General features: G+C 34.4%; 25 protein-coding genes and 1 rRNA gene. 11 read left to right on the forward strand and 15 right to left on the reverse strand.

Annotated elements, in window-relative coordinates; genetic code table 11:
- Window positions 1-18 precede the first annotated feature (18 nt).
- Window positions 19-128 (forward strand): 5S ribosomal RNA (rrf, locus tag ACHRV5_RS20815).
- Between the two features lie 423 nt (window positions 129-551).
- Window positions 552-1313: a hypothetical protein gene (locus ACHRV5_RS20820; RefSeq protein WP_395428025.1), complete on the forward strand. Its 762-nt coding sequence runs from the start codon at window positions 552-554 to the stop codon at window positions 1311-1313.
- 146 nt (window positions 1314-1459) lie between these two features.
- On the opposite strand, the gene ACHRV5_RS20825 is transcribed toward ACHRV5_RS20820, so the two are convergent.
- The 6 genes from ACHRV5_RS20825 to ACHRV5_RS20850 form a co-directional block, all read right to left on the reverse strand.
- Entirely contained in the window at window positions 1460-1966 is a 507-nt protein-coding gene (locus tag ACHRV5_RS20825) for a GNAT family N-acetyltransferase (protein WP_395428026.1), read from the reverse strand.
- 76 nt (window positions 1967-2042) lie between these two features.
- Window positions 2043-3005 carry a nitrilase family protein gene (locus ACHRV5_RS20830; RefSeq protein WP_395428027.1) on the reverse strand — a complete coding sequence of 321 codons (963 nt, stop codon included), beginning with the start codon at window positions 3003-3005 and terminating at the stop codon, window positions 2043-2045.
- A gap of 70 nt (window positions 3006-3075) precedes the next feature.
- Window positions 3076-3903, reverse strand: coding sequence for a DUF6597 domain-containing transcriptional factor (locus ACHRV5_RS20835; protein ID WP_395428028.1), 828 nt, complete (start codon window positions 3901-3903; stop codon window positions 3076-3078).
- A 356-nt stretch (window positions 3904-4259) separates the two neighbouring features.
- The gene (locus tag ACHRV5_RS20840) at window positions 4260-4994 is read right to left on the reverse strand and encodes an SGNH/GDSL hydrolase family protein (RefSeq protein WP_395428029.1); all 735 of its coding nucleotides are present in this window, start codon (window positions 4992-4994) and stop codon (window positions 4260-4262) included.
- A 66-nt stretch (window positions 4995-5060) separates the two neighbouring features.
- Window positions 5061-5843 carry a DUF3050 domain-containing protein gene (locus tag ACHRV5_RS20845; protein WP_047777622.1) on the reverse strand — a complete coding sequence of 261 codons (783 nt, stop codon included), beginning with the start codon at window positions 5841-5843 and terminating at the stop codon, window positions 5061-5063.
- An 85-nt stretch (window positions 5844-5928) separates the two neighbouring features.
- The gene (locus ACHRV5_RS20850; RefSeq protein ID WP_047777624.1) at window positions 5929-7110 is read right to left on the reverse strand and encodes an acyl-CoA dehydrogenase family protein; all 1182 of its coding nucleotides are present in this window, start codon (window positions 7108-7110) and stop codon (window positions 5929-5931) included.
- A 165-nt stretch (window positions 7111-7275) separates the two neighbouring features.
- Here ACHRV5_RS20850 and ACHRV5_RS20855 point away from each other — a divergent pair, with 165 nt between their 5' ends.
- A complete protein-coding gene (locus ACHRV5_RS20855) occupies window positions 7276-9021 on the forward strand; it encodes a helix-turn-helix domain-containing protein (RefSeq protein ID WP_047777625.1) in 1746 nt (581 codons plus the stop codon).
- A 36-nt stretch (window positions 9022-9057) separates the two neighbouring features.
- Here the strand turns inward: ACHRV5_RS20855 and ACHRV5_RS20860 are convergent, their stop codons facing one another.
- From ACHRV5_RS20860 to ACHRV5_RS20875, 4 genes are read right to left on the reverse strand one after another with little or no spacing between them, the layout of a single operon-like run.
- Complete coding sequence (locus tag ACHRV5_RS20860) at window positions 9058-9210, reverse strand: rSAM-modified peptide (RefSeq protein ID WP_395428030.1); 153 nt, start codon at window positions 9208-9210, stop codon at window positions 9058-9060.
- Window positions 9211-9256: 46 nt separating this feature from the next.
- Window positions 9257-9400 (reverse strand): rSAM-modified peptide, encoded by a 144-nt coding sequence (locus ACHRV5_RS20865; RefSeq protein WP_395428032.1) that lies wholly within the window; start codon window positions 9398-9400, stop codon window positions 9257-9259.
- Window positions 9401-9453: 53 nt separating this feature from the next.
- Entirely contained in the window at window positions 9454-9597 is a 144-nt protein-coding gene (locus ACHRV5_RS20870) for an rSAM-modified peptide (protein ID WP_117610342.1), read from the reverse strand.
- 45 nt (window positions 9598-9642) lie between these two features.
- On the reverse strand, window positions 9643-9786 hold the full coding sequence (locus tag ACHRV5_RS20875) for a hypothetical protein (protein ID WP_165579380.1): 144 nt from the start codon (window positions 9784-9786) through the stop codon (window positions 9643-9645).
- A 259-nt stretch (window positions 9787-10045) separates the two neighbouring features.
- Here ACHRV5_RS20875 and ACHRV5_RS20880 point away from each other — a divergent pair, with 259 nt between their 5' ends.
- The 6 genes from ACHRV5_RS20880 to ACHRV5_RS20905 all read left to right on the forward strand — a co-directional run bounded on the left by ACHRV5_RS20880 (window position 10046) and on the right by ACHRV5_RS20905 (window position 17545).
- Window positions 10046-11605 (forward strand): vitamin K epoxide reductase family protein, encoded by a 1560-nt coding sequence (locus tag ACHRV5_RS20880; RefSeq protein ID WP_047777627.1) that lies wholly within the window; start codon window positions 10046-10048, stop codon window positions 11603-11605.
- 75 nt (window positions 11606-11680) lie between these two features.
- Window positions 11681-11833 carry a hypothetical protein gene (locus ACHRV5_RS20885; protein WP_230004297.1) on the forward strand — a complete coding sequence of 51 codons (153 nt, stop codon included), beginning with the start codon at window positions 11681-11683 and terminating at the stop codon, window positions 11831-11833.
- Between the two features lie 61 nt (window positions 11834-11894).
- Window positions 11895-12131, forward strand: a complete 237-nt coding sequence (locus ACHRV5_RS20890) for a hypothetical protein (protein WP_047777629.1) — start codon at window positions 11895-11897, stop codon at window positions 12129-12131.
- A gap of 629 nt (window positions 12132-12760) precedes the next feature.
- The gene (locus tag ACHRV5_RS20895; protein WP_047777631.1) at window positions 12761-14953 is read left to right on the forward strand and encodes a peptidase domain-containing ABC transporter; all 2193 of its coding nucleotides are present in this window, start codon (window positions 12761-12763) and stop codon (window positions 14951-14953) included.
- A gap of 2 nt (window positions 14954-14955) precedes the next feature.
- Complete coding sequence (locus ACHRV5_RS20900; protein ID WP_047777634.1) at window positions 14956-16251, forward strand: HlyD family secretion protein; 1296 nt, start codon at window positions 14956-14958, stop codon at window positions 16249-16251.
- Window positions 16252-16291: 40 nt separating this feature from the next.
- Window positions 16292-17545 (forward strand): carboxypeptidase-like regulatory domain-containing protein, encoded by a 1254-nt coding sequence (locus tag ACHRV5_RS20905; RefSeq protein ID WP_395428036.1) that lies wholly within the window; start codon window positions 16292-16294, stop codon window positions 17543-17545.
- 9 nt (window positions 17546-17554) lie between these two features.
- On the opposite strand, the gene ACHRV5_RS20910 is transcribed toward ACHRV5_RS20905, so the two are convergent.
- The 4 genes from ACHRV5_RS20910 to ACHRV5_RS20925 form a co-directional block, all read right to left on the reverse strand.
- On the reverse strand, window positions 17555-18262 hold the full coding sequence (locus tag ACHRV5_RS20910; RefSeq protein WP_395428038.1) for a tRNA1(Val) (adenine(37)-N6)-methyltransferase: 708 nt from the start codon (window positions 18260-18262) through the stop codon (window positions 17555-17557).
- 117 nt (window positions 18263-18379) lie between these two features.
- The gene (locus ACHRV5_RS20915; RefSeq protein WP_395428040.1) at window positions 18380-18733 is read right to left on the reverse strand and encodes a four helix bundle protein; all 354 of its coding nucleotides are present in this window, start codon (window positions 18731-18733) and stop codon (window positions 18380-18382) included.
- Window positions 18734-18862: 129 nt separating this feature from the next.
- Window positions 18863-19387: a ribosome maturation factor RimM gene (gene rimM / locus ACHRV5_RS20920; protein WP_047777639.1), complete on the reverse strand. Its 525-nt coding sequence runs from the start codon at window positions 19385-19387 to the stop codon at window positions 18863-18865.
- Between the two features lie 16 nt (window positions 19388-19403).
- A complete protein-coding gene (locus tag ACHRV5_RS20925; RefSeq protein WP_047777640.1) occupies window positions 19404-19967 on the reverse strand; it encodes a 30S ribosomal protein S16 in 564 nt (187 codons plus the stop codon).
- A 194-nt stretch (window positions 19968-20161) separates the two neighbouring features.
- Here ACHRV5_RS20925 and ACHRV5_RS20930 point away from each other — a divergent pair, with 194 nt between their 5' ends.
- Entirely contained in the window at window positions 20162-20638 is a 477-nt protein-coding gene (locus ACHRV5_RS20930) for a DUF6252 family protein (protein WP_047777642.1), read from the forward strand.
- A gap of 146 nt (window positions 20639-20784) precedes the next feature.
- Entirely contained in the window at window positions 20785-21138 is a 354-nt protein-coding gene (locus tag ACHRV5_RS20935) for an RNA-binding protein (RefSeq protein ID WP_047777643.1), read from the forward strand.
- A 121-nt stretch (window positions 21139-21259) separates the two neighbouring features.
- Here the strand turns inward: ACHRV5_RS20935 and leuB are convergent, their stop codons facing one another.
- Entirely contained in the window at window positions 21260-22324 is a 1065-nt protein-coding gene (gene leuB, locus ACHRV5_RS20940; protein ID WP_047777645.1) for a 3-isopropylmalate dehydrogenase, read from the reverse strand.
- Between the last annotated feature and the right edge of the window lie 18 nt (window positions 22325-22342).

Here is a 22342-nt window from a genome sequence, read left to right on the forward strand (position 1 = left end):
CTCAAGTAACAACGACCTTAAGGTGGTTATTGCGGCGGGGCTCACCTCTTCCCATCCCGAACAGAGTAGTTAAGCCCGCCTGCGCAGATGGTACTGCAGTTATGTGGGAGAGTATGTCGTCGCCTTTCTTTTAAGAACCCTATCCAAATCGGATAGGGTTTTTTGTTTTATATAACTTTTTGGTTGTTGCTTTTTTAAACCATATAAGTGATCTAAGTTCATTTTAAACTTATCTTCGCATCCCTTGCGGTATCTTTACGGTTTAAAAAATTCTAGAGATAAAAATTTTAGAAGTTTTGAACCTAACTTTTGTTTAGTGAACCAAAGAGGTTTTTAAAATGAGATTTTTGCTTCAAAAAAAACTGTTTTCGTAAATAGAACTACAAAAACAATAGAATACCACTAACTTTTGATCCAAAATAAAGGAGAGGGAAGCTTCTTGTCAGAATAATAAGTTAAATTTAAGTTTGGGTGAAGATTTATTTTTAGTTTTGGGTACTCAAATCGGCCTCTTTTAAATTAGGTTCCCAAAATTTAGATAACAAATACGTATGAGAATACTGGTAATCGCTTTTTTATTGCTTTCATCATATGGTTTTTCTCAGCAGAGAACAGTATTAAAAGGGATTGTTGTTGTAGATGGTGTTCCATATGGTGATGTAAACATTAGAAATAAGTCCTTGGATAAGTTTGATATGTATTCAAGTACTACAAATAAATTAGGGGGCTTTTTAATGGAAGTAAAAGAAGGAGATGTACTTTTATTCTCTTCAGTTGATTTGGATACTTTGAGTCTTTCAATTAAAGCTGAAAATATTCAAAGGTCGGAAATTGAGGTTCAAATGAACAAAAAAACATATCAACTAAAAGAGGTTACAATAAATAAAAGTAGCGAAATCAATGCTGTTTCGTTAGGGATCATACCCAAAGCGATAAAAAGAAAAACTCAAGTTGAACGACAACTGTATACTGCCGGTGATTTTAAACCCATACACTTATTGGGGCTTTTAGCAGGGTCAATGGAAGTGGATCCTATACTTAATGCAATTAATGGTAGAACTAAGAAATTGAAAAATTTGATTTTGATTGAGAGTAAGGAAACAAACATTAAATTTTTTAACGATAATCATCGAGAGTATATTTTAAGAACTTTAAAAATTCCGGAAGAGGAATTGTCTAAGTTTTGTTATTTCCTTGTGGATCAAAAAGAGGTTCAGGAAATTATAAACAGTAAGGATGATTTGAAAATCAAGTTTTTTTTATGCGATCAACTTGTTGGGTACAAAAAAACGTATTCAAAAGAAATTGAATGATTGTACCTTAGGTACTCCTAGATTTATAAATACTAAGATCCTACTTAATGCGAGTTTTATGCTTGCGCTTTGACGCTTTAATAATTGAATAGTTTAAAGTGTATTCTTAATTATTTTGATTTAAGAAAACACTTTAAACCATTTTCTTAAAGTTTAATTTCAAACAAACTAAAAGATCCTTCTTTATAATGTTCCGGTAGTTCTGATGTCCATTCGATAGTACTGATGCCTTTGTAGTCAAAACCACAACTTGTGTAATACTTATTTATTCTTTCATTTCCGCTGTGCGTGTCAAGTCTGATATAGGTTTTATCATTTTGTGCGGCATATACTTTTACCCATTCTATGATTTTTTTAACATAAGAACGACCTCGGAATTTTGGATTCGTAGCAATACGATGAATGTATACCGCAGGATCTGCAGCGGCTTCTTTCCAGATGATTAAGTCATTAAAAGTAAGAACAAAAGTGCAGGCTATTTCATCGTCTTCTTTTATTATAAAATGCCGGTCTTCTTTAATTTCAGTTTCTATTAGTGATTTTTCAAAGCCTCTCCAGCTTTTTATGTTGACCGTTTTTTGGTAAGAGGTTGCCTCATTATATATATCGAAAACGGCATCGATATCTTTGTTTGTAGTTTTAAGAAATTCCATTATTGTGTTTATGCTGTAAATTAATCTCTATCAAAGATAGATTTTTGGGAGGTGAAAGACTTTGAAATTTTTAGTTTTAACTTTTCTTATTTGCTGTAGTTAGCCATGCTACATTTTGTTCGGATTGGTGGTCCTGGCCAATAATATCTCGATATAAATCAGGTCTTCGGGCTTTTAGGTAGCGATTCCCTCCTGCCTGAATGCATTTTTCAGGGGTAATGAGTGCAGTTGCAAAGGAGTCTTCAAAAGAACGGCATTCGGAGATGATATCCCCAAAAGGATCAATGATCATGGAACAACCATTCTTCAATTGATCATCATCCATACCAATTGGGTTGGAGAAAACTGCGTATATGGCATTGTCGTAGGCTCTTGCGGGCAGCCATTTCATTAACCAGTCTCGGCCTTTCATCCCGTCAAATTCTATTCGTAAAGAAGTAGGGTCGGTTTCGCGATTTTTCCAGAGCTCGGGAGCGACAAAACCGGCGCCAGGTCGGGTCGAGGGGGTGCACATAGTGACATGAGGCATAAAAATAATTTGAGCCCCCAAAAGCGTTGTTGCCCGTACATTTTCGATAATGTTATTGTCATAACAAATTAAGATGCCACATTTCCATCCCTTGATTTCAAAGATGCAATATTCGTTTCCGGGAGTGAGATACGGGTTTATAAAAGGGTGAAGTTTACGGTATTTAGCGACTAAACCATTTTTATCGACACAGACATAAGCTTTAAATAAAGCGTCATTCTCGTCTTTTTCAAAAAGGCCTGCCAGTATAACAATGTTATATGTTTTGGCTATTTCGATAAGTTTTAAAATACTACCCCCGGTTGGAATTATTTCTGCGATTTCCAGCATTTGTTCTTTCGATAAATGTCTGGCGAAAGTATATCCGGTAATGGAACATTCGTGAAATGCAATCACATCGCAACCTTCTCCTGAAGCTTTTTTTGTAAGTTGTTCAATTACAGTTAAATTGTAGTTTTTGTCACCGCTCTTGTTTTCAAACTGTACAGTGGCTATTTTTAGATTTTTCATTTGATGGACTATTTAAGAATAGCCCAAAAGTAAGAGTAGCGTGAATCGATAAATTGTATAAAACCGACATTTAAAGCGCATTCTTTGGAAAAGTTTCGATAAAATTGTTCGTCAGTTTCCCCGTATTAAGCAGATACTCACTGGGTGTCATACCCGTATGCTTCTTAAATTCTTTTATGAGATGTGATTGATCGGAAAATCCTGTTTCATAAGAAATTGATGTAAGGGAGGTGTTTTCCGTTTTGTTTTTAAGAAGTTTGAGAAAATGATGCAATTTTATAATATTGCCAAACTTTTTTGGATTTAATCCAACACCCTCCGTAAATTTTCTTTCAATATGTCTTTCCGTGTAACCGGTGTAAGCAACTAATTGTTTTAGAGAAAACTGTCCTTTATTTTCGATGATAAAAGCTAAGGAGGCATCCGCTATTAATTGGTTTGTCCGTGGTTTTTTCGCTTCAAGCGTTTTAAAAAAATGATTCAGGAGTTGTAAGCGATCCGGAATTGTTAGTAATGCGGCTAATTTTTCCTCGAGATCCCTGCCCATTTGACCAAATATAGCATCAACCGTGATAATGGAATCGCGAAATTCGCCGCTGTCAACTCCCAGAAGCTGATGTAAGCCGTTTGGTTGAAAAACTACAATTACAATCGACATTTCACTGCCGGAATAAACATCTTTAAAATTGTTTAGCTGTCCATATAAAAAAGAAGTGGGTAGATAACTTTGTGTTTTGTAATTATCAAATCCCGATATAAGTTTGCTTTTCAACGAGAATACGATACCGGTATTACCATCAGAAAATAAGCGAAGTTTTTGAATGTCATTGCCTTTTCTTTCTAAAAAAAGATAATGTTTTATATAAGGTGATAATTCTTTTGGAGGTACAACTTGCATCGTTTATTGTTCTTTTAACCTGTGTTGTCGGTAGCAGAATGAAGTAAAATTAAATATATTTTTCGAGTTTTTTCTGATTTTGGAGTAGTTCTTGAAGAAAATATATTCTTTTGAGGGTTTCTCTTTATGAATTGATATTTGTCTTAATTTGGTATATTAATGGCCTTTATAGACTTTCTGTTTTTTGGTTGCATTTTAGCTTTGTCAATTAAAATTGTATTATGAAAGATGTGAATAAAATCGAAATTATACGCGACAATCGGGTTTCGAAATTACTATGGTTTTTGCTTGGTGCCATTTCTTCTTTTCTGATGAGCATGTTATGGCGATGATAAAGAGATAGTTATGCTAAAATATCAATCCTGAAGCGTTATTATTATTTTAGGCAGTATTCTTTCATTGAATAACTTATAAGCGCTCTCCGATGGATGTAGACCGTCTGAGGCTACTAAGGAGGTATTCTTGAGTCCCTGTCTTGTAATATCTGTTATGGATACGAAGACAATATCGTTATTTTTGCAATAATTCTCTGCAAAACTATTGTATTGGTCTATTTCTGAGCTTATTATTTCACCCTGACCCCCCATTTGAATTTGCCCAAAACGAGTATAGGCATAATCGGGAATCGAAATTACAATAACATTTTTTTTATCACCTTTCGCCAGAGTGATTGCTTTAGTAACTAATTCGGGGAATTCTTTTTCATAGATCGAAAAACTTTTTCCTTGATATTGGTTGTTTACACCAATTAGTAAAGTGACAAAATCATAGTTAGGCTCTGGCTTCTCTACGTTTATTGCCGAAAGTAAATTTGAGGTTGTCCAGCCTGTTGTGGCAATTATTTTTAATGCGGTACTGCTTTGTGGATAAATGGCTCGCAAGGTTGCCTGAAGTTGCGTGGGAAAATTGCAGGTTTCACAGACACTCTGACCTATTGTATAGCTATCTCCTAAAGCTAAATACTTTATTGCATTTGGAACAGGCTTTGTGGGAGGCACAATAGTATTCTCTGTAGTGCCTTCATCAGAACTGCAACTAATAAGGAAAATGGAAAGAAAAACAATAACTATTTGTTTGAACGCTGTTGTCATAATTTAGCTAAATTAAATTTAGGTCATTCTAAACAAATAGTTACGTTAAATAGGGAGCTTTGGTTTTTACACCATTTCTGCTTTCATGACAATTTCTTCTTCGATTGCATTCCAAAGACCGATTCTTTTTTCTAGTGCTAAAATAGAAACTTCTTCAACTTCTTTCCATTTTTGTGCATCATCACCGCATAAATCAGTAATCATTTGCATGGCCATTGGACCATGTTCATCAGCATCAAGTTCGATATGTCTTTCAAAATAATAAAGCAGTTTGCTTAAATTGATTTCAGGCAAGTTCTTTTGGAAGTTTTTCAGAATTTCGGTAAACATACCCGGAATTAAATCTTCTCTTCCAAAGGTAAAGGCAGCAGCAATTTCATGTGGTTTTCCTTGTTCAATTACCCTGAAAGTAAAATCTAGAAACGCTTTTACTTCAATAGGTAAAGAACTTTGTTTGATAGCAACAAAGATGTTATGAAGTGAATGTACTTCAGATAAAAAAGCATTAATTCCGGTTGTATCAGCGCCACAGTCTTCCATAGCTTCCAGATACATTTCGTAATGGCTTTGTCTTCTTCCGTCAAGAGTTAAATCAGTTTCTTCCGCCAGAACAATTTCGTTGATTAAATATCTTGTCTCAGGGTTTTTTGTTGCAAACCATGGTGTTGTAGTGCAGGTAAGTTTCGTTTGTAGTGCTTTCAGCAATGACATAAAATCCCAAACAGCAAAAACATGGTTTTCCAGAAAGCTATGAAGATCATCAATATTCTGGATTTTATTGTACAAAGAATGTTGTAAAAGCTTGTCTTTTTGAGGTTGAATGCTATTGTTTATAGTTTCAATATTCATTTCTGTAAATTTTGGTACAAAGATAAAAAGCTTCTTGGTAAGAAGAAGCTTTTAATATTGATTTTGTGTATATTTTAATAGTTATTTACGATTTAAACGCTGGAATTCCAGTGACATCCATTCCTGTAATCAGTAAATGAATATCATGCGTTCCTTCGTAAGTAATGACACTTTCCAGGTTCATCATATGGCGCATAATCGAATATTCGCCGGTGATTCCCATTCCACCTAACATTTGTCTGGCTTCACGTGCAATATGAATGGCCATGTCGACATTATTTCTTTTTGCCATCGAAATTTGAGAGGTTGTTGCCTTTCCTTCATTTCTCAAAACACCTAAACGCCAGGTTAACAATTGCGCTTTTGTGATTTCGGTAATCATTTCGGCTAATTTCTTTTGCTGTAATTGAGTTCCTGCAATTGGTTTTCCAAATTGAATTCTTTCTTTGGCATAACGTAAAGCTGTATCGTAACAATCCATCGCAGCTCCGATAGCTCCCCAGGCAATTCCGTATCTGGCTGAATCTAAACATCCTAGAGGTGCACCTAAACCTGATTTATTTGGTAGAAGGTTTTCTTTTGGAACTTTTACATTATCAAAGATTAATTCTCCGGTTGATGACGCACGAAGGGACCATTTATTATGGGTTTCAGGAGTAGAAAAACCTTCCATTCCACGTTCTACAATTAAACCGTGAATTCTTCCCTCTTCATTTTTAGCCCAAACTACAGCAATATCTGCAAAAGGGGCGTTTGAAATCCACATTTTGGCACCATTTAAAAGATAATGATCTCCCATATCCTTAAAATTGGTAATCATACTTCCCGGATCCGAACCATGATCAGGTTCTGTTAGACCAAAACAACCTATGAATTCACCGGTTGCTAATTTTGGAAGGTATTTCACTCTTTGCTCTTCATTACCATATTTCCAGATTGGGTACATTACCAAAGAGGACTGAACAGAAGAAGTCGATCGTACACCGGAGTCACCGCGTTCGATTTCTTGCATGATCAAACCATAAGAAATCTGGTCTAATCCTGCTCCGCCATATTCTACCGGAATGTAAGGACCAAAACCACCAATTTCTCCAAGACCTTTGATAATCTGTTTTGGAAATTCTGCTTTTTGAGCGTATTCTTCTATAATAGGAGAAACTTCTCTTTTTACCCATGCTCGTGCTGAGTCGCGAACCAATTTGTGTTCGTCTGTCAATAAATCGTCAAGATTGTAATAATCCGGGGCCTGAAATAAGTCTGGTTTCATTTTTTGTTAGTTTTACAAAACAAATTTACGTAATAAAAATATAACAAAATACAGTTAATTTGTTATATTTTTATATCGTTGAATAAAAAAAAATAAGAATAAGAGAAACTAATACTAGTTTATTGGTTATTTATAAACTAATTTTGAGTTTCAAATTCAATTTAAATGAGGCTGATCATCTCTTTTTTACTTCTTTTTGTTCTGAATATTACTTTTGCCCTGCAAAAGAAAGAATTAACGGAGCAGGAATATTTACTTTTACAGGATAAAATACGAATAAGCGGGAATACAGATAGAGACCTGGCTATTACGTACGCCTATGAGATGCTCAAATCTAATAATGACAAACATTTGGCTTTTGCAAATGGTGCATTGGCATATTTGTTTCAATTAAAATCTGAAACGGTAAAATCAAAAGAAAAGTATGTACTAGCATTTAATTATTTGAATAAAATGCCGGATTCAAGAGATAAAACGCAACTTAAATCGTACCTCTATAATTACGGCGGACTAATCGAATGGAAAAGAGGTAATTTTGGAGAGGCTCTTGAAAACTATCAGACCGGAATAAAACTTTCGATACAATTAGGTGATATTATACAGATAATAAAGTTTAAAAGTAATATTGCTATTATAAATGAGGAAGTTGGTAACTATCAGTTGGCCATAAAAAACTTAAGGTATCTTAATGACTTTATAGACAAAAATGAAAGTTATTATTCCAAAGAGCAATACAATATTATAAAGAGTAATAACAATCTTCATTTAGCAGGATCTTATGAAGGCTGGTACATGAAAAATCGTACAAAGTTGTTTCTGCTGGATTCTGCCGCATACTTTTACAAAAAAACAGTGTCTTTTTCTCATGACTTTCCAATTAATAATATTGGGGCTAAGATCAGTCTGGGAAATGTTTATTACATGAAGAATGATTTTAAGAATGCAGAAAAAGCTTACTATGATATTATATTTTTTGCGAAACAGAACAATTACAAATCAGAATTTAAAGTAGCCAACTATAATTTGGGTAATTTATATTATGAAGTAAAGAAGTACGACAAAGCCTTAGTTTTCTTTAAAAAAGTAGATTCAGTCTCCTTAATAGACAATTCAAAAGATGAAAGTTTTTTAAAGTCAAATTATTATCAGGCAAAAATCTACAATATATTTAAGGAACCCGAATTGGCCTTTAAATATTCAAAAAACTATCTGGATAATTATGAAAAAACGGAAGCCAAACTAAATAATGAAGCCCTGGAAGTTAATTACAAACTGGGAGTCGGAGATTTGAGCGAGGAGATGGTTACCATTCAGAAAAAATACGAATTTGAAGTTTTCTTTAATAAAGCATTAAAGGTGTTCTATGTTTTACTTGTCGTTGGAATTGTTTTCTTACTGATAAAAAACATAAGAGATAAAAATAAGGCCCATAAGAAAATGAATGCCCTGATTGAAGAATTTAAAGCCAATCTGGAGAAAAAAGAGAATTCCGAAACCGAGACCATACTAATCGACCAGGAAGAGGATCCGCTTATTAAGAAAGAAAACGTCAATCTGAGTATCGACGAGGATAAAGAGAATAAAATTGTCGAAAAACTGCTGGCTTTAGAAAATAAATTAGAGTATCTGAATGCCGATTTTACGCTGTCTTATGTAGCAAAAAAGATAAAAACAAATACTACTTATCTGTCCTATATCGTAAACAAGCGATTTGGTAAATCTTTTGGAGAATATTCTAACGAGTTAAAAATCAATTATGTAATCAATCAAATGATTACCAATCACATGTATCGGAAATATTCTACTCAGGCCATTGCTGAAAGCGTCGGATTTAAGAATGCAGTATCTTTTGCGAAATCATTTCGCAAAAGAACTGGAGTGTCTCCAGCTCAGTTTGCGAATAATATTTAATGAAGAATTTGTATAAAGTAATACAGTTTTAGGGAGTTACCCGTTACCGCCTGTGCTACCGGTGTGACCAGTACCTCTTATAGGATCTTTTCCGTCGACCCACTCGTCTCCGCCTCGAACTGTTTTTAGTTGATTTTTAGGTAATTTTTCTGTTCCAAAGTCTTCAATGTTAAATGTTCTAATTTTCATGGTTTTCTAAATTATTGGTTTGTTTGAGTTAATTTTTTATAGTTAGTTATCCGTTTCCACCTGTATTTCCACCGCCTTTTATAGGATCTTTTACATCTATTGGATCATCCCCGCCACGGACCGCTTTTTGTTGTTTTTTAGATAATTTATCTGCTTTAAAATCTTCGAATTTTATCTTTTTAGTTTTCATGATGTTGTAAATTAATGATTTATATTTTTAGTGTCAATTTTTTTTGTAGTTTTTTATCCATTTCCTCCTGTATTACCACCACCTTTTATCGGATCTTTTCCATCTATCGGCGCATCTCCGCCATGAATCATTTTTTGTTGTTTTTTGGATAATTTTGCTGTTTCAAAATCTTCTAATTTTACTATTTTAGTTTTCATAACTTGAGTATTTAGAATTTGTATAATTTTATTTTTAAGAATTTTTTAGCCGTTTCCGGCGTTACCTCCACCACCCCGAATTGGGTCTTTGTCTTCCTCCAGAGATGCTCCTCCAAGTACTTTTTTTTGATGATTTTCAGGTAATTTTTCTACTTGAAAATCTTTGATTGTTGCCTTTTTTTTTGTCATGTTTTATTGTGTTAGCGTTTAACTTTTTCAAAACTAGGCAAAAAGCAAAACCCTTAATCGAGAATAGCCTTTTTGAGGTTTTTGAGAGACTTGTTTTTGTGTAACTATTTGTTTGTCAGTGTATTGAATAGTGCATTCGTACTGGTATAATTTATAAATTGTATGTGCTATTATTAATAAAAAGTATACATAAAGGCGTTTTTTTAAAATAAAAACCACAATATTTGCATCGTAGTTATGATTTAAACGACACAAAAAGATGTTAAAACTGGTTCAGAAATTTCTTCTAATTAACAAGTACTCGGAAGTGAAAAATGAGTTCAAAGATTTGTTTCTTTCTCATCCAAATTATCCAAGCTTGTTTGCGATAACAGATTCGTTGGATTTGTTGTCAGTAGAGAATGCTGCCGTAAGAGTTTCGAAAGAGCAGATTGAAAATTTGCCTTCTAATTTTTTAGCTTATTTTAAAGAGGAACTTATTTTGGTTGAAAGAGCAAAAGACTTTGTTCGCATCAACACAATTAAAAAAGGAAGTCAAAAAATATCGTATGATAGCTTTCTTTTAGATTGGAATGGAGTTATTGTAGCAATTGAGCCAAATAATGTAGTTGGAAGGGATAGTTTCAGAGATGAGTATAAAACTTTAAAGTATTATGTTCCATTATTTCTTTTAGTTGGATTGTCATTTTTTTACAACGCCTATAATTTATTCAGTAGCCTATTTTTAATTACATCGCTTTTAGGATTAATAGTTAGTGTTTTTATAGTACAGGAAAAATTAGGTTTGAAAAGCAGTATCATTTCAAAGTTTTGTAACCTGACTCCAAATACGTCTTGTAACTCTGTTCTTAATTTTGACGGTTCAGGTAGAAAATGGGTTAGTTTCTCAGATTTGCCTTTGATGTTTTTTGGTGCAAGCTTTTTAGCGATTTTGATAGAGCCTTCAGATTCGTCAATCTTTATCGGATTTTTAAGCTTATTGGCTATTCCGGTGGTGGTAACATCAGTTTGGATACAGAAATTTGAGATTCAAAAGTGGTGTGTAATGTGTCTGTCAGTTTCATTTCTGATTTTAGTGCAAAGTATTATTTGGTTTGCGTCAGATTTTTTCACTCTAAGTTTTAGTATTGACAGTGTTTTTCCTTTTGTGTTCTCATTGGGGTTCTTAGGAGCCTTTTGGTTGGCTTTAAAACCGATCATTAAAAACATGTTGAATGTTAATTCGGACTTAAAAGAGTTGAAGAAATTTAAGAGAAATTTTTCATTATTAAATTTCTTATCGCAAAAAGTGCCTTACACGTCAGATTTTGAAGATTTAAGAGGATTGAATTTTGGAAATAGAAATGCAGCAATAAAATTAGCGATTATAATTAGTCCAAGTTGTGGACATTGCCATAAATCATTTCAGGATGCATTTGATCTGGTTTTAAGATTTCCGGAGAAAATATTTTTAAATGTATTATTTAATGTTAACCCTGATAATGTAGATAACCCGTATAAGATTGTTGTAGAAAGATTGCTGACTATAAACAGATCAACACCCGGGAAAACGGTAGAAGCCATTTCAGATTGGCATATTAAAAAAATGGGTCTCAAAAAGTGGTTGAAAAAATGGAATGCAGAGCCCGTAGGATTAATAATAAATCAGGAGATACAAAAACAGTACGATTGGTGTTCTAAAAATAATTTTAATTATACACCAGTTAAGATTGTCAATGAGAAAATATTCCCAAATGAGTATGAATTAAATGAACTGAAATACTTTTTAAATGATTTTGTGGAAGAGAAAGAGATTGAAGTTTTAGAAAAAATAGCCTAAGACAAAAATCATTTGAAGAAAGAGAGATACAAATTTCTAAATGAATTGAAACAATAACAAAAAAACCAAATAATCATGTTAAAAAACATTCTACAATTAGAAGGAGCTCAAGAGCTTACTAAAAATGAGAAAAAAGGTATTAAAGGAGGATTAGCTTGTGATCAGAACGGTAAGTGTCCAAAAGGATCTTATTGTGACTATGATTCGTCTCTTTGCAAACGTATCTAGTTGTTAAAAGAAAAATCTTTTAATAAATAACCACAAAGTACTAACCCAATAAAACTTAATTATGTTAAAAGCAATTTTAAATCTTGAAGGTGCAGAAAAACTGCAAGTTAATGAGTTGAAAAATATTATGGGTGGACAACCGGTTCAACCGGCAAATTGCAAATGTTTTTGTTATGTTGGAGGACAACAGGTAAATGCCTATTGTTTTTCATATTGTCCAAACGGTTCAATTCCCGGAATATCGGAAGGAAGTACAGGAAACTGCAAGTTTCCACTTAATCCAAAACCGGAATTATAGAATACGATTACCTCTTTAGTGATAAAGAAAATTTTAAAGTTATAAAGTTACTTGGAGAATTAGAATAGCAGACTAAAAACAAGCAGTGAGATACTCTTGATTGTTACGTTTATGTTGCAAGTTTTCTAAGTTTTTAAAAATATCGAATATAAAGCCTTATTTAAAATTTAGTCATGTTTTTTTTGAATTTGTAGGCGCCCGATCGTGGAACATTGGGCAAACATCCCCACATTGATGATTGGTGTTGGGATTCTCAGGAAAATTGGTCACTGAGTTGGTTTTATTTGGTTAGAGCTAACCGGTGCCATCTCCTAGAGAAATTGATGTTGATTCTAAATTGAAGTGTAAGCACTTTTTGTTATGGACAACATTATTTTAAAGATGGAAAAAATATAGGACCCAAAAGGTCTGAAAGAAGTTCAAATATTGAAAAAAGAAAGTAACAAACGATACAAGTGCGGAGCTTTACTTTAATAGAAATATGGGACAAATATGTTACGAAATGACAATTGTAGAATAATCATTTATTGTAATATAAATATAACAGTTTTGAATAATTTTAACAGAGAGGAAATTTTTTCCTCTCTGTTTTTTTTAAATAATGTAGATTTGTATAAATCAAAAGTAAATTGAAAAAATTCACCAATTATAAACAAGCTGATTTTAAGGATTGTGGCCCCACATGTTTAAAGATTATCGCAAAGCACTACGGCAAGACAATCCATATTCAGGAGTTGAGGGAGCATAGTGAAACAACTCGTGAAGGAAGTAATTTGCTTTTTTTGAGCGATGCAGCAGAGAAAATTGGTTTCAGGACTTTAGGAGTTAAGTTAAGTCCGGAGCGCTTAGAAGAAGCTCCATTACCTTGTGTTTTACACTGGAATCAGAATCATTATGTTGTCCTTTATAAAATTAAAAGAGGCACTTACTATATCTCAGATCCGGCTTTTGGTTTAATCGAATACACTAAAGAAGATTTTATTAAATTTTGGATCGGGAACAATGCTGATGAATCAACTCAGGAAGGAATTGCCTTGTTGATCGAAGCTACTCCAAAATTCTTTCAGACCGATTTTGACAAGGAAGATCATAAAGGTATCGGATTTGGATTGTTGTCCCAATATGTTTTAAGATACAAAACCTTTCTAGTTCAATTAAGTATAGGGTTATTAGCCAGTAGTTTGCTGCAGTTGATTTTTCCTTTTTTAACTCAGAGTATCGTTGATATCGGGATTCAAAACCAGAATATTAATTTTATATATCTGATACTGTTTGCGCAATTGTTTCTTTTTGCCGGAAGAACAGGTTTAGAACTCATTCGGAGTTGGATATTACTTCATCTTTCAACGCGGATAAACATTTCGCTCATCTCTGATTTCTTTATTAAATTAATGAATCTGCCTATTTCGTTTTTTGATGTGCGAATGACGGGAGATATCATGCAGCGTATAAACGATCATAGAAGAATTGAGCGTATCCTGACTACATCCTCTTTAAACGTTTTATTCTCTATAATCAATATGTTTGTGATGGGAGGCGTTTTGGCTTATTTTAATCTCAAGATCTTTTTTGTGTTCTTTGCGGGAAGTGTTCTTTACTTTGTGTGGATCACGTTGTTTTTAAAACGAAGAGAAGTTTTAGATTATAAGCGTTTTGCAGAGGTTTCCCAAGAGCAAAGTAAAGTGATGGAGCTTATCAACGGTATGCAGGAGATTAAGCTTCACAATGCCGAAAAACAGAAGCGTTGGGGCTGGGAATATGTGCAGGCGAGATTGTTTAGAGTTTCAATAAAAGGACTGGTCCTGGAGCAAACACAAACGATCGGTTCCTCAGTGATCAATGAATTAAAAAATATTTTTATCATCTTTTTGTCGGCCAAATTAGTTATTGATGGTTCCATTACACTCGGTATGATGTTGGCGATTAGCTCCATTGTAGGGAGTTTAAATGGACCAATTACACAGCTTATAGAGTTTGTTCGAGAGCTTCAGGATGCTAAGATTTCATTGGCAAGACTATCTGAAATTCATGAAAAAGAAGATGAAACACAACAAGAAGTACACCAAACGAGTGAAGTTCCATTTGACGCTGATATAGAGATAAAAAACCTATCCTATCGTTATTTAGGCTCTGATATCCCTGTTTTAGATGATTTAAGCCTGATAATTCCCGCAAATAAGGTTACAGCAATAGTGGGCGTTAGCGGAAGCGGGAAAACGACTCTGATGAAATTACTGCTTAAATTTTATGAGCCGGAAAAAGGGGAGATTCATATTGGTTCTGCACAGTTAAAAAATGTGTCGCAAAAAGCATGGAGGGCCAATATTGGTGCGGTTATGCAGGAAGGTTTTATTTTTAGTGATACCATCGCCAACAATATTGCCATTGGTGTTGACAAGGTAAACAAAGAGCGATTGGTTTATGCCGCCGATGTTGCCAATATAAAAGAGTATGTTAGTGGATTGCCGCTGGGTTTTAATACTAAAATTGGCTCTGAAGGTTTAGGTATGAGTACAGGTCAGAAACAACGATTACTTATTGCCAGAGCAGTATACAAAAACCCGGAAATCTTGTTTTTTGATGAAGCCACTTCGGCTTTAGATGCTAATAATGAAAAGGAAATTATGCGAAAATTGGATATTTTCTTCAAAGATAAAACTGTAGTGGTAATTGCGCATCGTCTGAGTACGGTAATGAATGCAGATCAGATCGTGGTTTTAGACAAAGGACGCATTATTGAAATAGGAAGTCATTCGGCTTTAGTAGAACAAAAAGGGAATTATTTTGAATTGGTTAGAAATCAATTACAATTAGGAAACTAATCATGGCAGAAGATAATAGTACATTCGAATTAAGAAGTGAAGAAGTTCAGGATATACTCACCAAAGTACCTCATTGGATGATACGTTGGGGAACAGTACTGATATTTACCATAATTGTGATGCTGTTTTTTGTGTCCTGGTTTATCAAATATCCGGATGTTGTCAATACCGAAATTGTGATCACAACGAATATTCCACCCGAAAAGATAGTTTCTAAAACTTCCGGACGAATAGAAGCGATATTGGTTAAAGATAAAGCCGTCATACAAAAAAACACCACTTTGGCAGTTATTGAAAATACCGCCAATTATGAAGATGTTTTTTTATTGAAGGATATTGTTGATCATTACAATATCAATGAATCCAAAAAAGATTTTCCTTTTGCATTGTTGAAAAATACCCAATTAGGAGAAATTGAAAGTGCTTATGCTGTTTTTCAAAAAGACTATCAGGCGCAGGAATTAAACAAAGATTTGCAACCTTTTGAAGTAGAAAGCAGAGCGCAAACATCAGAAAACATTCAAATAAAAGAACGATTGGATATTTTGCAGCAGCAAAAAGCAATCAATGAAAGCGAATTGCAACTTCAGAAGAACGAAGTGGCTCGTTTTGAAACTTTGTTTAATAAAGGAATAGTTTCGACTCAGGAAATGGAGGCTAAAAAACTGAATTATCTTCAGGCACAAAAGAATTACAGGAGCTTATTATCGTCGATTTCGCAATTAAGGTCTTCCCTTATTGATAATACAAAATCAAGTCAAAGTTCGCATATAAACAGCACTAAAGAAGAAGTTAACCTGGGGCGCAATATGGCGCAATCTTTTTATCAGCTTAAAAAAGTGATAAAAGACTGGGAGCTTAATTATACATTGAAATCATCTGTTAGTGGTGTTGTTACTTTTTTACAGGTTTGGACAGAAAATCAAACGATTAATGCCGGAGATAATGTTTTTTCGATCATTCCGGATGCAAGAAATGGTTTTGTCGGAAAAGTTAAAGCGCCCGCTTTAAATTCCGGGAAAATAAAAGTGGGACAAAGAGTGAATATAAGACTGTCCAATTTTCCCGACAGAGAATTTGGAGTTTTATATGGTACAATTCAGAATATTTCGTTGGTTCCCGATAAAGATGGAAATTTATTACTGGATGTTGCCTTGCCAAACGGATTGGTAACGTCTTATAAAAAGAAAATCCTGTTTCAGCAAGAGATGAAAGGAAGTGCCGAAATCGTGACGGAAGATTTGCGATTGCTGGAAAGAATTTTATATCAGTTTAAAAGTATTTTTGAACAGGTTTAATTTCGAAGTAATCAAAAAGTTTCTTCGTATAAAGTAAAGAATGAAAAAAATCTGTTTTATTGTTTTTGTTGCGTGGTTTCAATTGGCAGGGGCTCAGGAGAGATTCGCTAAAAACTCAAATGTAGTGCTCACTTTTAGCATTTCAGGAGACATTAAAGACTCAAAAACAAAAGAGGTAATTCCAAATGCCGATTTGTATCTGGTTAATTGTAATAAAAGTAGTGTTGCAAATGAGGATGGAAATTTCCAATTCAATATTCCAAAAAGCAGTTTTAATGATCAGTTGATTATTTCGGCTGTGGGTTATTATTCCGATACTATTTTGGTTTCTCAGCTTGAAAAACTAAAGCAAGAATCCTTTCATATTGTATTAAATAAAGAAACGGAAGCTGAAATCGTTTTGAATGATATGGTGGTTTTGTCTTCAAAAAATAAAGCAAAATCGGATTCTCCGGAAACAATTTTAAAAAAAGCAAGACAGCATATAAAGGATAATTATTATCAGGAGCCATTTAATCAGAAATTCTTTTTTAGAGCACAATGTAAAAAGGATGGCGTGTTTTCTGTTAATGAAGCAGCTTCTATTATGACCTATAGTCCAAATGGAATTAGGGTTTCAAAAGATGCAGCGGCGAATTATTTCGGGGAGATTCTTCAGTTTAAAGGTAAGGCGGAAGAAACTTCAAAAGAAAATTGGGAAGGAATTGGATATTTTGGAGTTGTTGTCTTTCGAAATATAGTGTTGAGTAGCCAAAATGTACTCTATGAAGCTGCTTCATTTGAGTTGAAAAAAGAAAAAACAATTGAGTATGCCGGAAAGAAAGTGTACGTAATCAGTTTTCAGAATTTAGCGCCGGATGTGTATTCAACAGGTTTTGGTAATCCTTCACCTAAATCGGTAAGTGGGTTTATCTATATCGATACCGTTTCTTTCGCTGTGGTAAAGTTTGAGCAATATGTAATTTTAAATGCAGACCGGTCAAATGATAGTGATGATGTATGGATTCAATCATCCGTAAAAATGACGCAGACTTATAAATGCGTAAACGGTAAATATTTTGTAAATTATTGCAATGAAAAAAAAGAAAGCCGTTATTTTTCAACAGTAGAGAAAAAACAAATAGGAGAGGCAAATTCAAATTACGATTTAATGTCTGAAGATGTCAATACAGATAAAGTACTGCCAATAGTACGCCCTATAGATCGACTAAAGTTAGATGTAAAAGTAGTAGAAGACCCGGAATATTGGAATAATAACAATTTTATTCCGGAGATTAAAAACAATGATTTGTAAAGTTTCTCGCTACATCTTCAGATAGAAATCCTGTGTTAACGCAATATATTCGGGAGTATAAACATGTCTTTCGATTTCGATTGTTAGTTCGTCGATTTCAATTTCGGCATTTTCGTTTCGGCTAAAAGCCATTAAACTGCGTTTAATACTCGAAGTTGGAGTTCCTTTTACACGAGTTATTTTGGTAGGGTATAGCTCTGATTCTTTTGCCAGGGCAATAAAACTATCTTCTTCTTTATAAGGAAGGATAACTGCAAATATTCCATTTTCAGAAAGCAATAAATCGGCAGCCTCAATTAATTCTTCAAAAGGCATAGCGTCCTGAAAACGGGCTAAATCGCGTTGTTCACTTTCGGTTTTATAATCTTCAGAATAAAAAGGAGGATTGGAAACAATTAAGTCATATTCATCTTCAGGTTCTTCTATAAATTCATCCAGCCCTGCGTGAAAGCAAAACAAACGATCTCCCCATGGAGAATTTTCAAAATTCTCTACAGCTTGTTCGTAAGCATCTTCGTCAATCTCCAAAGCGTCTATTTGCTCCGCAGCTGTACGTTGCGCAAGCATAAGAGCAATAACTCCCGTTCCCGCACCAACGTCTAAAACGCTAAACGGATTATGATTTATGGGAGCCCAAGCGCCTAATAAGACACCATCTGTTCCGACTTTCATAGCGGTTTTGTCCTGTTGAATAGAGAATTGTTTGAATGTAAACATAGGGTTGTAAATTCCAAATTTTTTAAAATTCCAAATTCCAATTGATACGGATGGTCTGGATGGATTGAAATTTTATGATTTAATTTTGTGGTGCAAAAGTAAGGTTAAAATCTTAATTTATCGGGGAGTGGTTTTGGTAATTATTGCAGATAAAATTTTTCGCAATTCTTCTACTTCAAGCAAAAGAAATCCGGAGTATGCATTTTGGTCGGTGTTTAGATCGTGGAGTAAACGTAGCCAATATTTAGATTCCTTTGCTTCTTTTCGGGCTATTTTAAGTCGAAAAGTTAAATCCTTATCCCCTAATTTTTCATTGGCTTCAATGTAATTAGCACCAACCGAACCAGACGATCGTATCAATTGTTTCCCATCCTCAATATTAGATGCAGTTTTGGGTAAAGTTTTAATATAAAGTCGACATTCCCGAGCAAACAAAAATGTGCGTTCCTCCAAATCATAAGGTTTGTTCATAAAACAAATTATTACAAACCAAATATAACAATTTTACATCAATAAAATAAGATTTTTCCGTCAAAACAAAAAACAACCGCAAGGTTGTAAAATTTGGAATTTGGAATTTTAAAAATTTTGGAATTTAATTTAAAGGTACATTTCAACCAGTCCTTCCGGAAGGTTCATGATGACTTTTTTGTTTTCACGATCGACTTTGACTAAGAAATGGTCGATCATCGGAATCAGCATTTCGACTTCGCCATTTAAAACTTCAAAAAGAGGTTGTGCAGTAGTATCGTTTACGGCAACTATTTTTCCGAAAACGCCTAAACGTTGGTCTTCAATTTCGAAACCAATAACTTCGTGAAAATAAAATTTGTTACCGCTAAGTTTTGGTAACATATTTAAAGGAAGATAAATTGCATTACCCATGATGGCATCTGCATCTTCTTCGGTATTCATGTCTTCAAAACGAATTCTAAGAAAATCGTTTTTGTGCAAAGAGCTTTTTTCAATAAAAAAAGGAACCAAGTGTTTGTTGCATTCAACAAACACTGATTCCAAGTTTTCGTATAACTCGGGTTCATCTGTGTCTAAATAAGCCAAGACTTCCCCCTTGAAACTAAATTTTTTAGCGATCTTACCTAAATAAAAACATTCTTCTTTACGCATTCTCGCTAACTAATATTTATGCTTCAGTTGTTTCGTTATTTTCTTCAGCAGCAGGAGCTTCTTCAGTTGATACTTCAACTTCAGTAACTTCTTCAGCTGCAGGAGTTGCAGCAGCAATAGCATCAGCTTCAGCCTGAGCTGCAGCAGCTAAACGCTTAGCGTTAACTTCTTGTTCTGCTTTGAAAGCTTTAGCTTTAACATCAGCTTGTGCTTTTGTTAAACCGTCTTTTTTAGCATCAACTTTTCCAGATTTAGCATCTAACCAAGCAGCTAATTTTACGTCAGCTTGCTCTTGAGTTAAAGCACCTTTACGAATACCTCCATCAAGGTGGTGTTTCAATAAAGCACCTTTATAAGAAAGGATAGCTCTAGCAGTATCAGTTGGTTGTGCACCATTGTGTAACCATTTAACTGCACTATCAAGGTTTAAGTCGATAGTTGCTGGGTTTGTGTTTGGATTGTAAGTACCGATTTTCTCTAAGTATTTACCATCTCTTTTTGAGCGTGCATCTGCAGCTACAACCCAGTAAAAAGGTTTTCCTTTTTTACCGTGTCTTTGTAATCTAATTTTTACTGACATAATCGTTTGATTAAATTTTGAGGTACTCGACCCCTATTAATTAAGGGCGCAAAGATATAATTTTTTTCTGAATTGTGCGTTCAAAACTATATTAAATGTCTTTAAGGTGTATTATTCTTAAAATTTTGTTGTTTTTGAGCTTGCTTTTTAGCTATTTCTTTTAAATCAAATACTTTTGCATTAAATTATTCTGTATGAAAAAATATTTTTATTTTCTTTCATTACTTCTTGTACTCACCTCTTGTACAGAAGAGATAAAGTTCAATAACCCTGCATTTCAAGCTTTAAAAGACAATGATTTTTGGAGAGCTCAGAGTTATAGCGCACACATCGGAACAGATGGGAGAGTAGTCATTGAAGGAACATTGGGTTTTGAAAAAGTGAGTCTGCAAACGGCTTCTTCAGGTGAAAAAACCTATGTTCTTGGTGTTGATGCAATTTCAAAAGCATCCTATTTAAATACGCTTCCGGCTGAAGTAGAAGGATTCTCTACAGGAACCAATATTGGGGACGGGCTGATTGTGATTACGGAATATAATACGGAAACCAACACGATTTCAGGAACTTTTAAATTTAGTGCGGTGAATCCGGAAGAAAATAATACCGAAAAATCAGAAGTCCATTTTACAGAAGGAGTGTTTTACAAAGTGCCACTAGAACCTGTCCAATAAGACATTGCTTGTAATTTGATTTCTCATTGCTTGATTCTGGTTGATTTTTACTTTTTTAAATCAAAATAAAAGCATAAATAAACTAATATATAGTGGATTAGAGAAAAATAAGATTACATTTGCTACATTATTATAAATAAGTACATATGAACATTTTTGTTGGAAGCCTTCCATTCAGTATTGAGGAAGCAGATTTAAGAGAGTCTTTCGAGGCTTACGGAGCAGTTGATTCAGTTAAAATCATTACTGATAAATTCACTGGAAGAAGCAAAGGATTTGGTTTCGTTGAGATGCCAAACGATAGCGAAGCTCAAAAAGCAATTGATGAATTGAACGGAGCTACTGTTCAAGGACGTGCAATTGTTGTTAATAAATCTGAACCGAAACCTGAAGGTGAAAGAAGAAGCTTCAATAACAACCGTGGAGGTGATTCTCGCGGAGGTTACGGAAACAACCGTGGTGGTGGAAATGACCGTGGTGGTAACAGAGGAGGATATTAATATTTTTTTCTAAATATACAAAAGGCGTCAATTTTTATTGACGCCTTTTTTTTGTGCCGTATTGTGCCTTCCGTAGAGACGCACTGCTGTGCGTCTCTACTGTGCGTCTCTACGGTTATTTTTAAGACAAATTCGCAACCAACCAATCTCCAACTTCGCTGGTTTTATAAGTTTTTGCGCCTTTTGGGGCTAAATCTTCTGTAACAAATCCTTGTTCCAACGATTTATTGACAACAGCTCTAATCGCTTCCGCTTCTTCTTTTAGTCCAAAAGCATCTTCGAACATCATAGCAGCAGATAAAATCGTTGCCAGAGGGTTCGCAATATTTAAGCCAGTTGCTTGTGGATAAGATCCGTGGATGGGTTCGTAAAGTGAAGTGTGTGTACCAACAGAAGCTGAAGGCATTAATCCCATTGATCCGGAAATTACAGAAGCCTCGTCTGTTAAGATATCTCCAAATAAATTTTCGGTGATTAAAACATCATAAGAATTTGGCCATTGTACTAAACGCATGGCAACCGCATCAACAAACTCGTACGAAACGGTTACTTCCGGATAGTCTTTTTCCATTGCTTGTACGGTTTCTCTCCATAAGCGAGAAGTTTCTAATACGTTTGCTTTGTCCACACAACACAGTTTTTTGCTGCGGGTCATGGCTAGTTCGAAACCTTTTTTGGCCAAACGTTGTACTTCAACTCTGGTGTAGACGCAATTGTCAAAAGCAGTTTCTCCACCATCTTTTCTTCCTTTTTCGCCAAAGTAAATTCCTCCGGTAAGTTCTCTTAAGAAAACTAAATCTGTTCCTTCGATTCTTTCTCTTTTTAGAGGAGAATTGTCAATTAGAGAAGGAAAAGTAAAGGTTGGACGTACATTGGCGAACAAACCTAGTTTTTTACGCATCAATAATAAACCTTGTTCCGGACGAACGGGTGCGCTTGGATCGTTATCGTATTTCGGGTGTCCGATTGCTCCAAATAAAACGGCATCTGCTTTCATGCAGATTTCGTGTGTTTCATCAGGATAAGGAACACCAACGGCATCAATGGCACAGGCGCCTGTAAGTGCAGGTGTCCAGGTTATTTCGTGATTGAATTTTTTTGCAATAGCATCAGATACTTTTACGGCTTCATTAATTACCTCAGGACCAATTCCGTCTCCTGCTAATAGGGCTATGTTAAATTTCATTATTTTATTGTTTGTTTT

It is taken from the genome of Flavobacterium sp. FlaQc-52, from assembly GCF_044007495.1.
Taxonomy (GTDB): domain Bacteria; phylum Bacteroidota; class Bacteroidia; order Flavobacteriales; family Flavobacteriaceae; genus Flavobacterium; species Flavobacterium cupriresistens.

Bases quoted from the DNA above. Each gene is read 5' to 3' on its own strand.
- ACHRV5_RS20820 (WP_395428025.1), top strand. From the start codon at position 552: ATGAGAATACTGGTAATCGCTTTTTTATTGCTTTCATCATATGGTTTT.
- ACHRV5_RS20825 (WP_395428026.1), bottom strand. From the start codon at position 1,966: ATGGAATTTCTTAAAACTACAAACAAAGATATCGATGCCGTTTTCGAT.
- ACHRV5_RS20830 (WP_395428027.1), bottom strand. From the start codon at position 3,005: ATGAAAAATCTAAAAATAGCCACTGTACAGTTTGAAAACAAGAGCGGT.
- ACHRV5_RS20835 (WP_395428028.1), bottom strand. From the start codon at position 3,903: ATGCAAGTTGTACCTCCAAAAGAATTATCACCTTATATAAAACATTAT.
- ACHRV5_RS20840 (WP_395428029.1), bottom strand. From the start codon at position 4,994: ATGACAACAGCGTTCAAACAAATAGTTATTGTTTTTCTTTCCATTTTC.
- ACHRV5_RS20845 (WP_047777622.1), bottom strand. From the start codon at position 5,843: ATGAATATTGAAACTATAAACAATAGCATTCAACCTCAAAAAGACAAG.
- ACHRV5_RS20850 (WP_047777624.1), bottom strand. From the start codon at position 7,110: ATGAAACCAGACTTATTTCAGGCCCCGGATTATTACAATCTTGACGAT.
- ACHRV5_RS20855 (WP_047777625.1), top strand. From the start codon at position 7,276: ATGAGGCTGATCATCTCTTTTTTACTTCTTTTTGTTCTGAATATTACT.
- ACHRV5_RS20860 (WP_395428030.1), bottom strand. From the start codon at position 9,210: ATGAAAATTAGAACATTTAACATTGAAGACTTTGGAACAGAAAAATTA.
- ACHRV5_RS20865 (WP_395428032.1), bottom strand. From the start codon at position 9,400: ATGAAAACTAAAAAGATAAAATTCGAAGATTTTAAAGCAGATAAATTA.
- ACHRV5_RS20870 (WP_117610342.1), bottom strand. From the start codon at position 9,597: ATGAAAACTAAAATAGTAAAATTAGAAGATTTTGAAACAGCAAAATTA.
- ACHRV5_RS20875 (WP_165579380.1), bottom strand. From the start codon at position 9,786: ATGACAAAAAAAAAGGCAACAATCAAAGATTTTCAAGTAGAAAAATTA.
- ACHRV5_RS20880 (WP_047777627.1), top strand. From the start codon at position 10,046: ATGTTAAAACTGGTTCAGAAATTTCTTCTAATTAACAAGTACTCGGAA.
- ACHRV5_RS20885 (WP_230004297.1), top strand. From the start codon at position 11,681: ATGTTAAAAAACATTCTACAATTAGAAGGAGCTCAAGAGCTTACTAAA.
- ACHRV5_RS20890 (WP_047777629.1), top strand. From the start codon at position 11,895: ATGTTAAAAGCAATTTTAAATCTTGAAGGTGCAGAAAAACTGCAAGTT.
- ACHRV5_RS20900 (WP_047777634.1), top strand. From the start codon at position 14,956: ATGGCAGAAGATAATAGTACATTCGAATTAAGAAGTGAAGAAGTTCAG.
- ACHRV5_RS20905 (WP_395428036.1), top strand. From the start codon at position 16,292: ATGAAAAAAATCTGTTTTATTGTTTTTGTTGCGTGGTTTCAATTGGCA.
- ACHRV5_RS20910 (WP_395428038.1), bottom strand. From the start codon at position 18,262: ATGTTTACATTCAAACAATTCTCTATTCAACAGGACAAAACCGCTATG.
- ACHRV5_RS20915 (WP_395428040.1), bottom strand. From the start codon at position 18,733: ATGAACAAACCTTATGATTTGGAGGAACGCACATTTTTGTTTGCTCGG.
- rimM (WP_047777639.1), bottom strand. From the start codon at position 19,387: ATGCGTAAAGAAGAATGTTTTTATTTAGGTAAGATCGCTAAAAAATTT.
- ACHRV5_RS20925 (WP_047777640.1), bottom strand. From the start codon at position 19,967: ATGTCAGTAAAAATTAGATTACAAAGACACGGTAAAAAAGGAAAACCT.
- ACHRV5_RS20930 (WP_047777642.1), top strand. From the start codon at position 20,162: ATGAAAAAATATTTTTATTTTCTTTCATTACTTCTTGTACTCACCTCT.
- ACHRV5_RS20935 (WP_047777643.1), top strand. From the start codon at position 20,785: ATGAACATTTTTGTTGGAAGCCTTCCATTCAGTATTGAGGAAGCAGAT.
- leuB (WP_047777645.1), bottom strand. From the start codon at position 22,324: ATGAAATTTAACATAGCCCTATTAGCAGGAGACGGAATTGGTCCTGAG.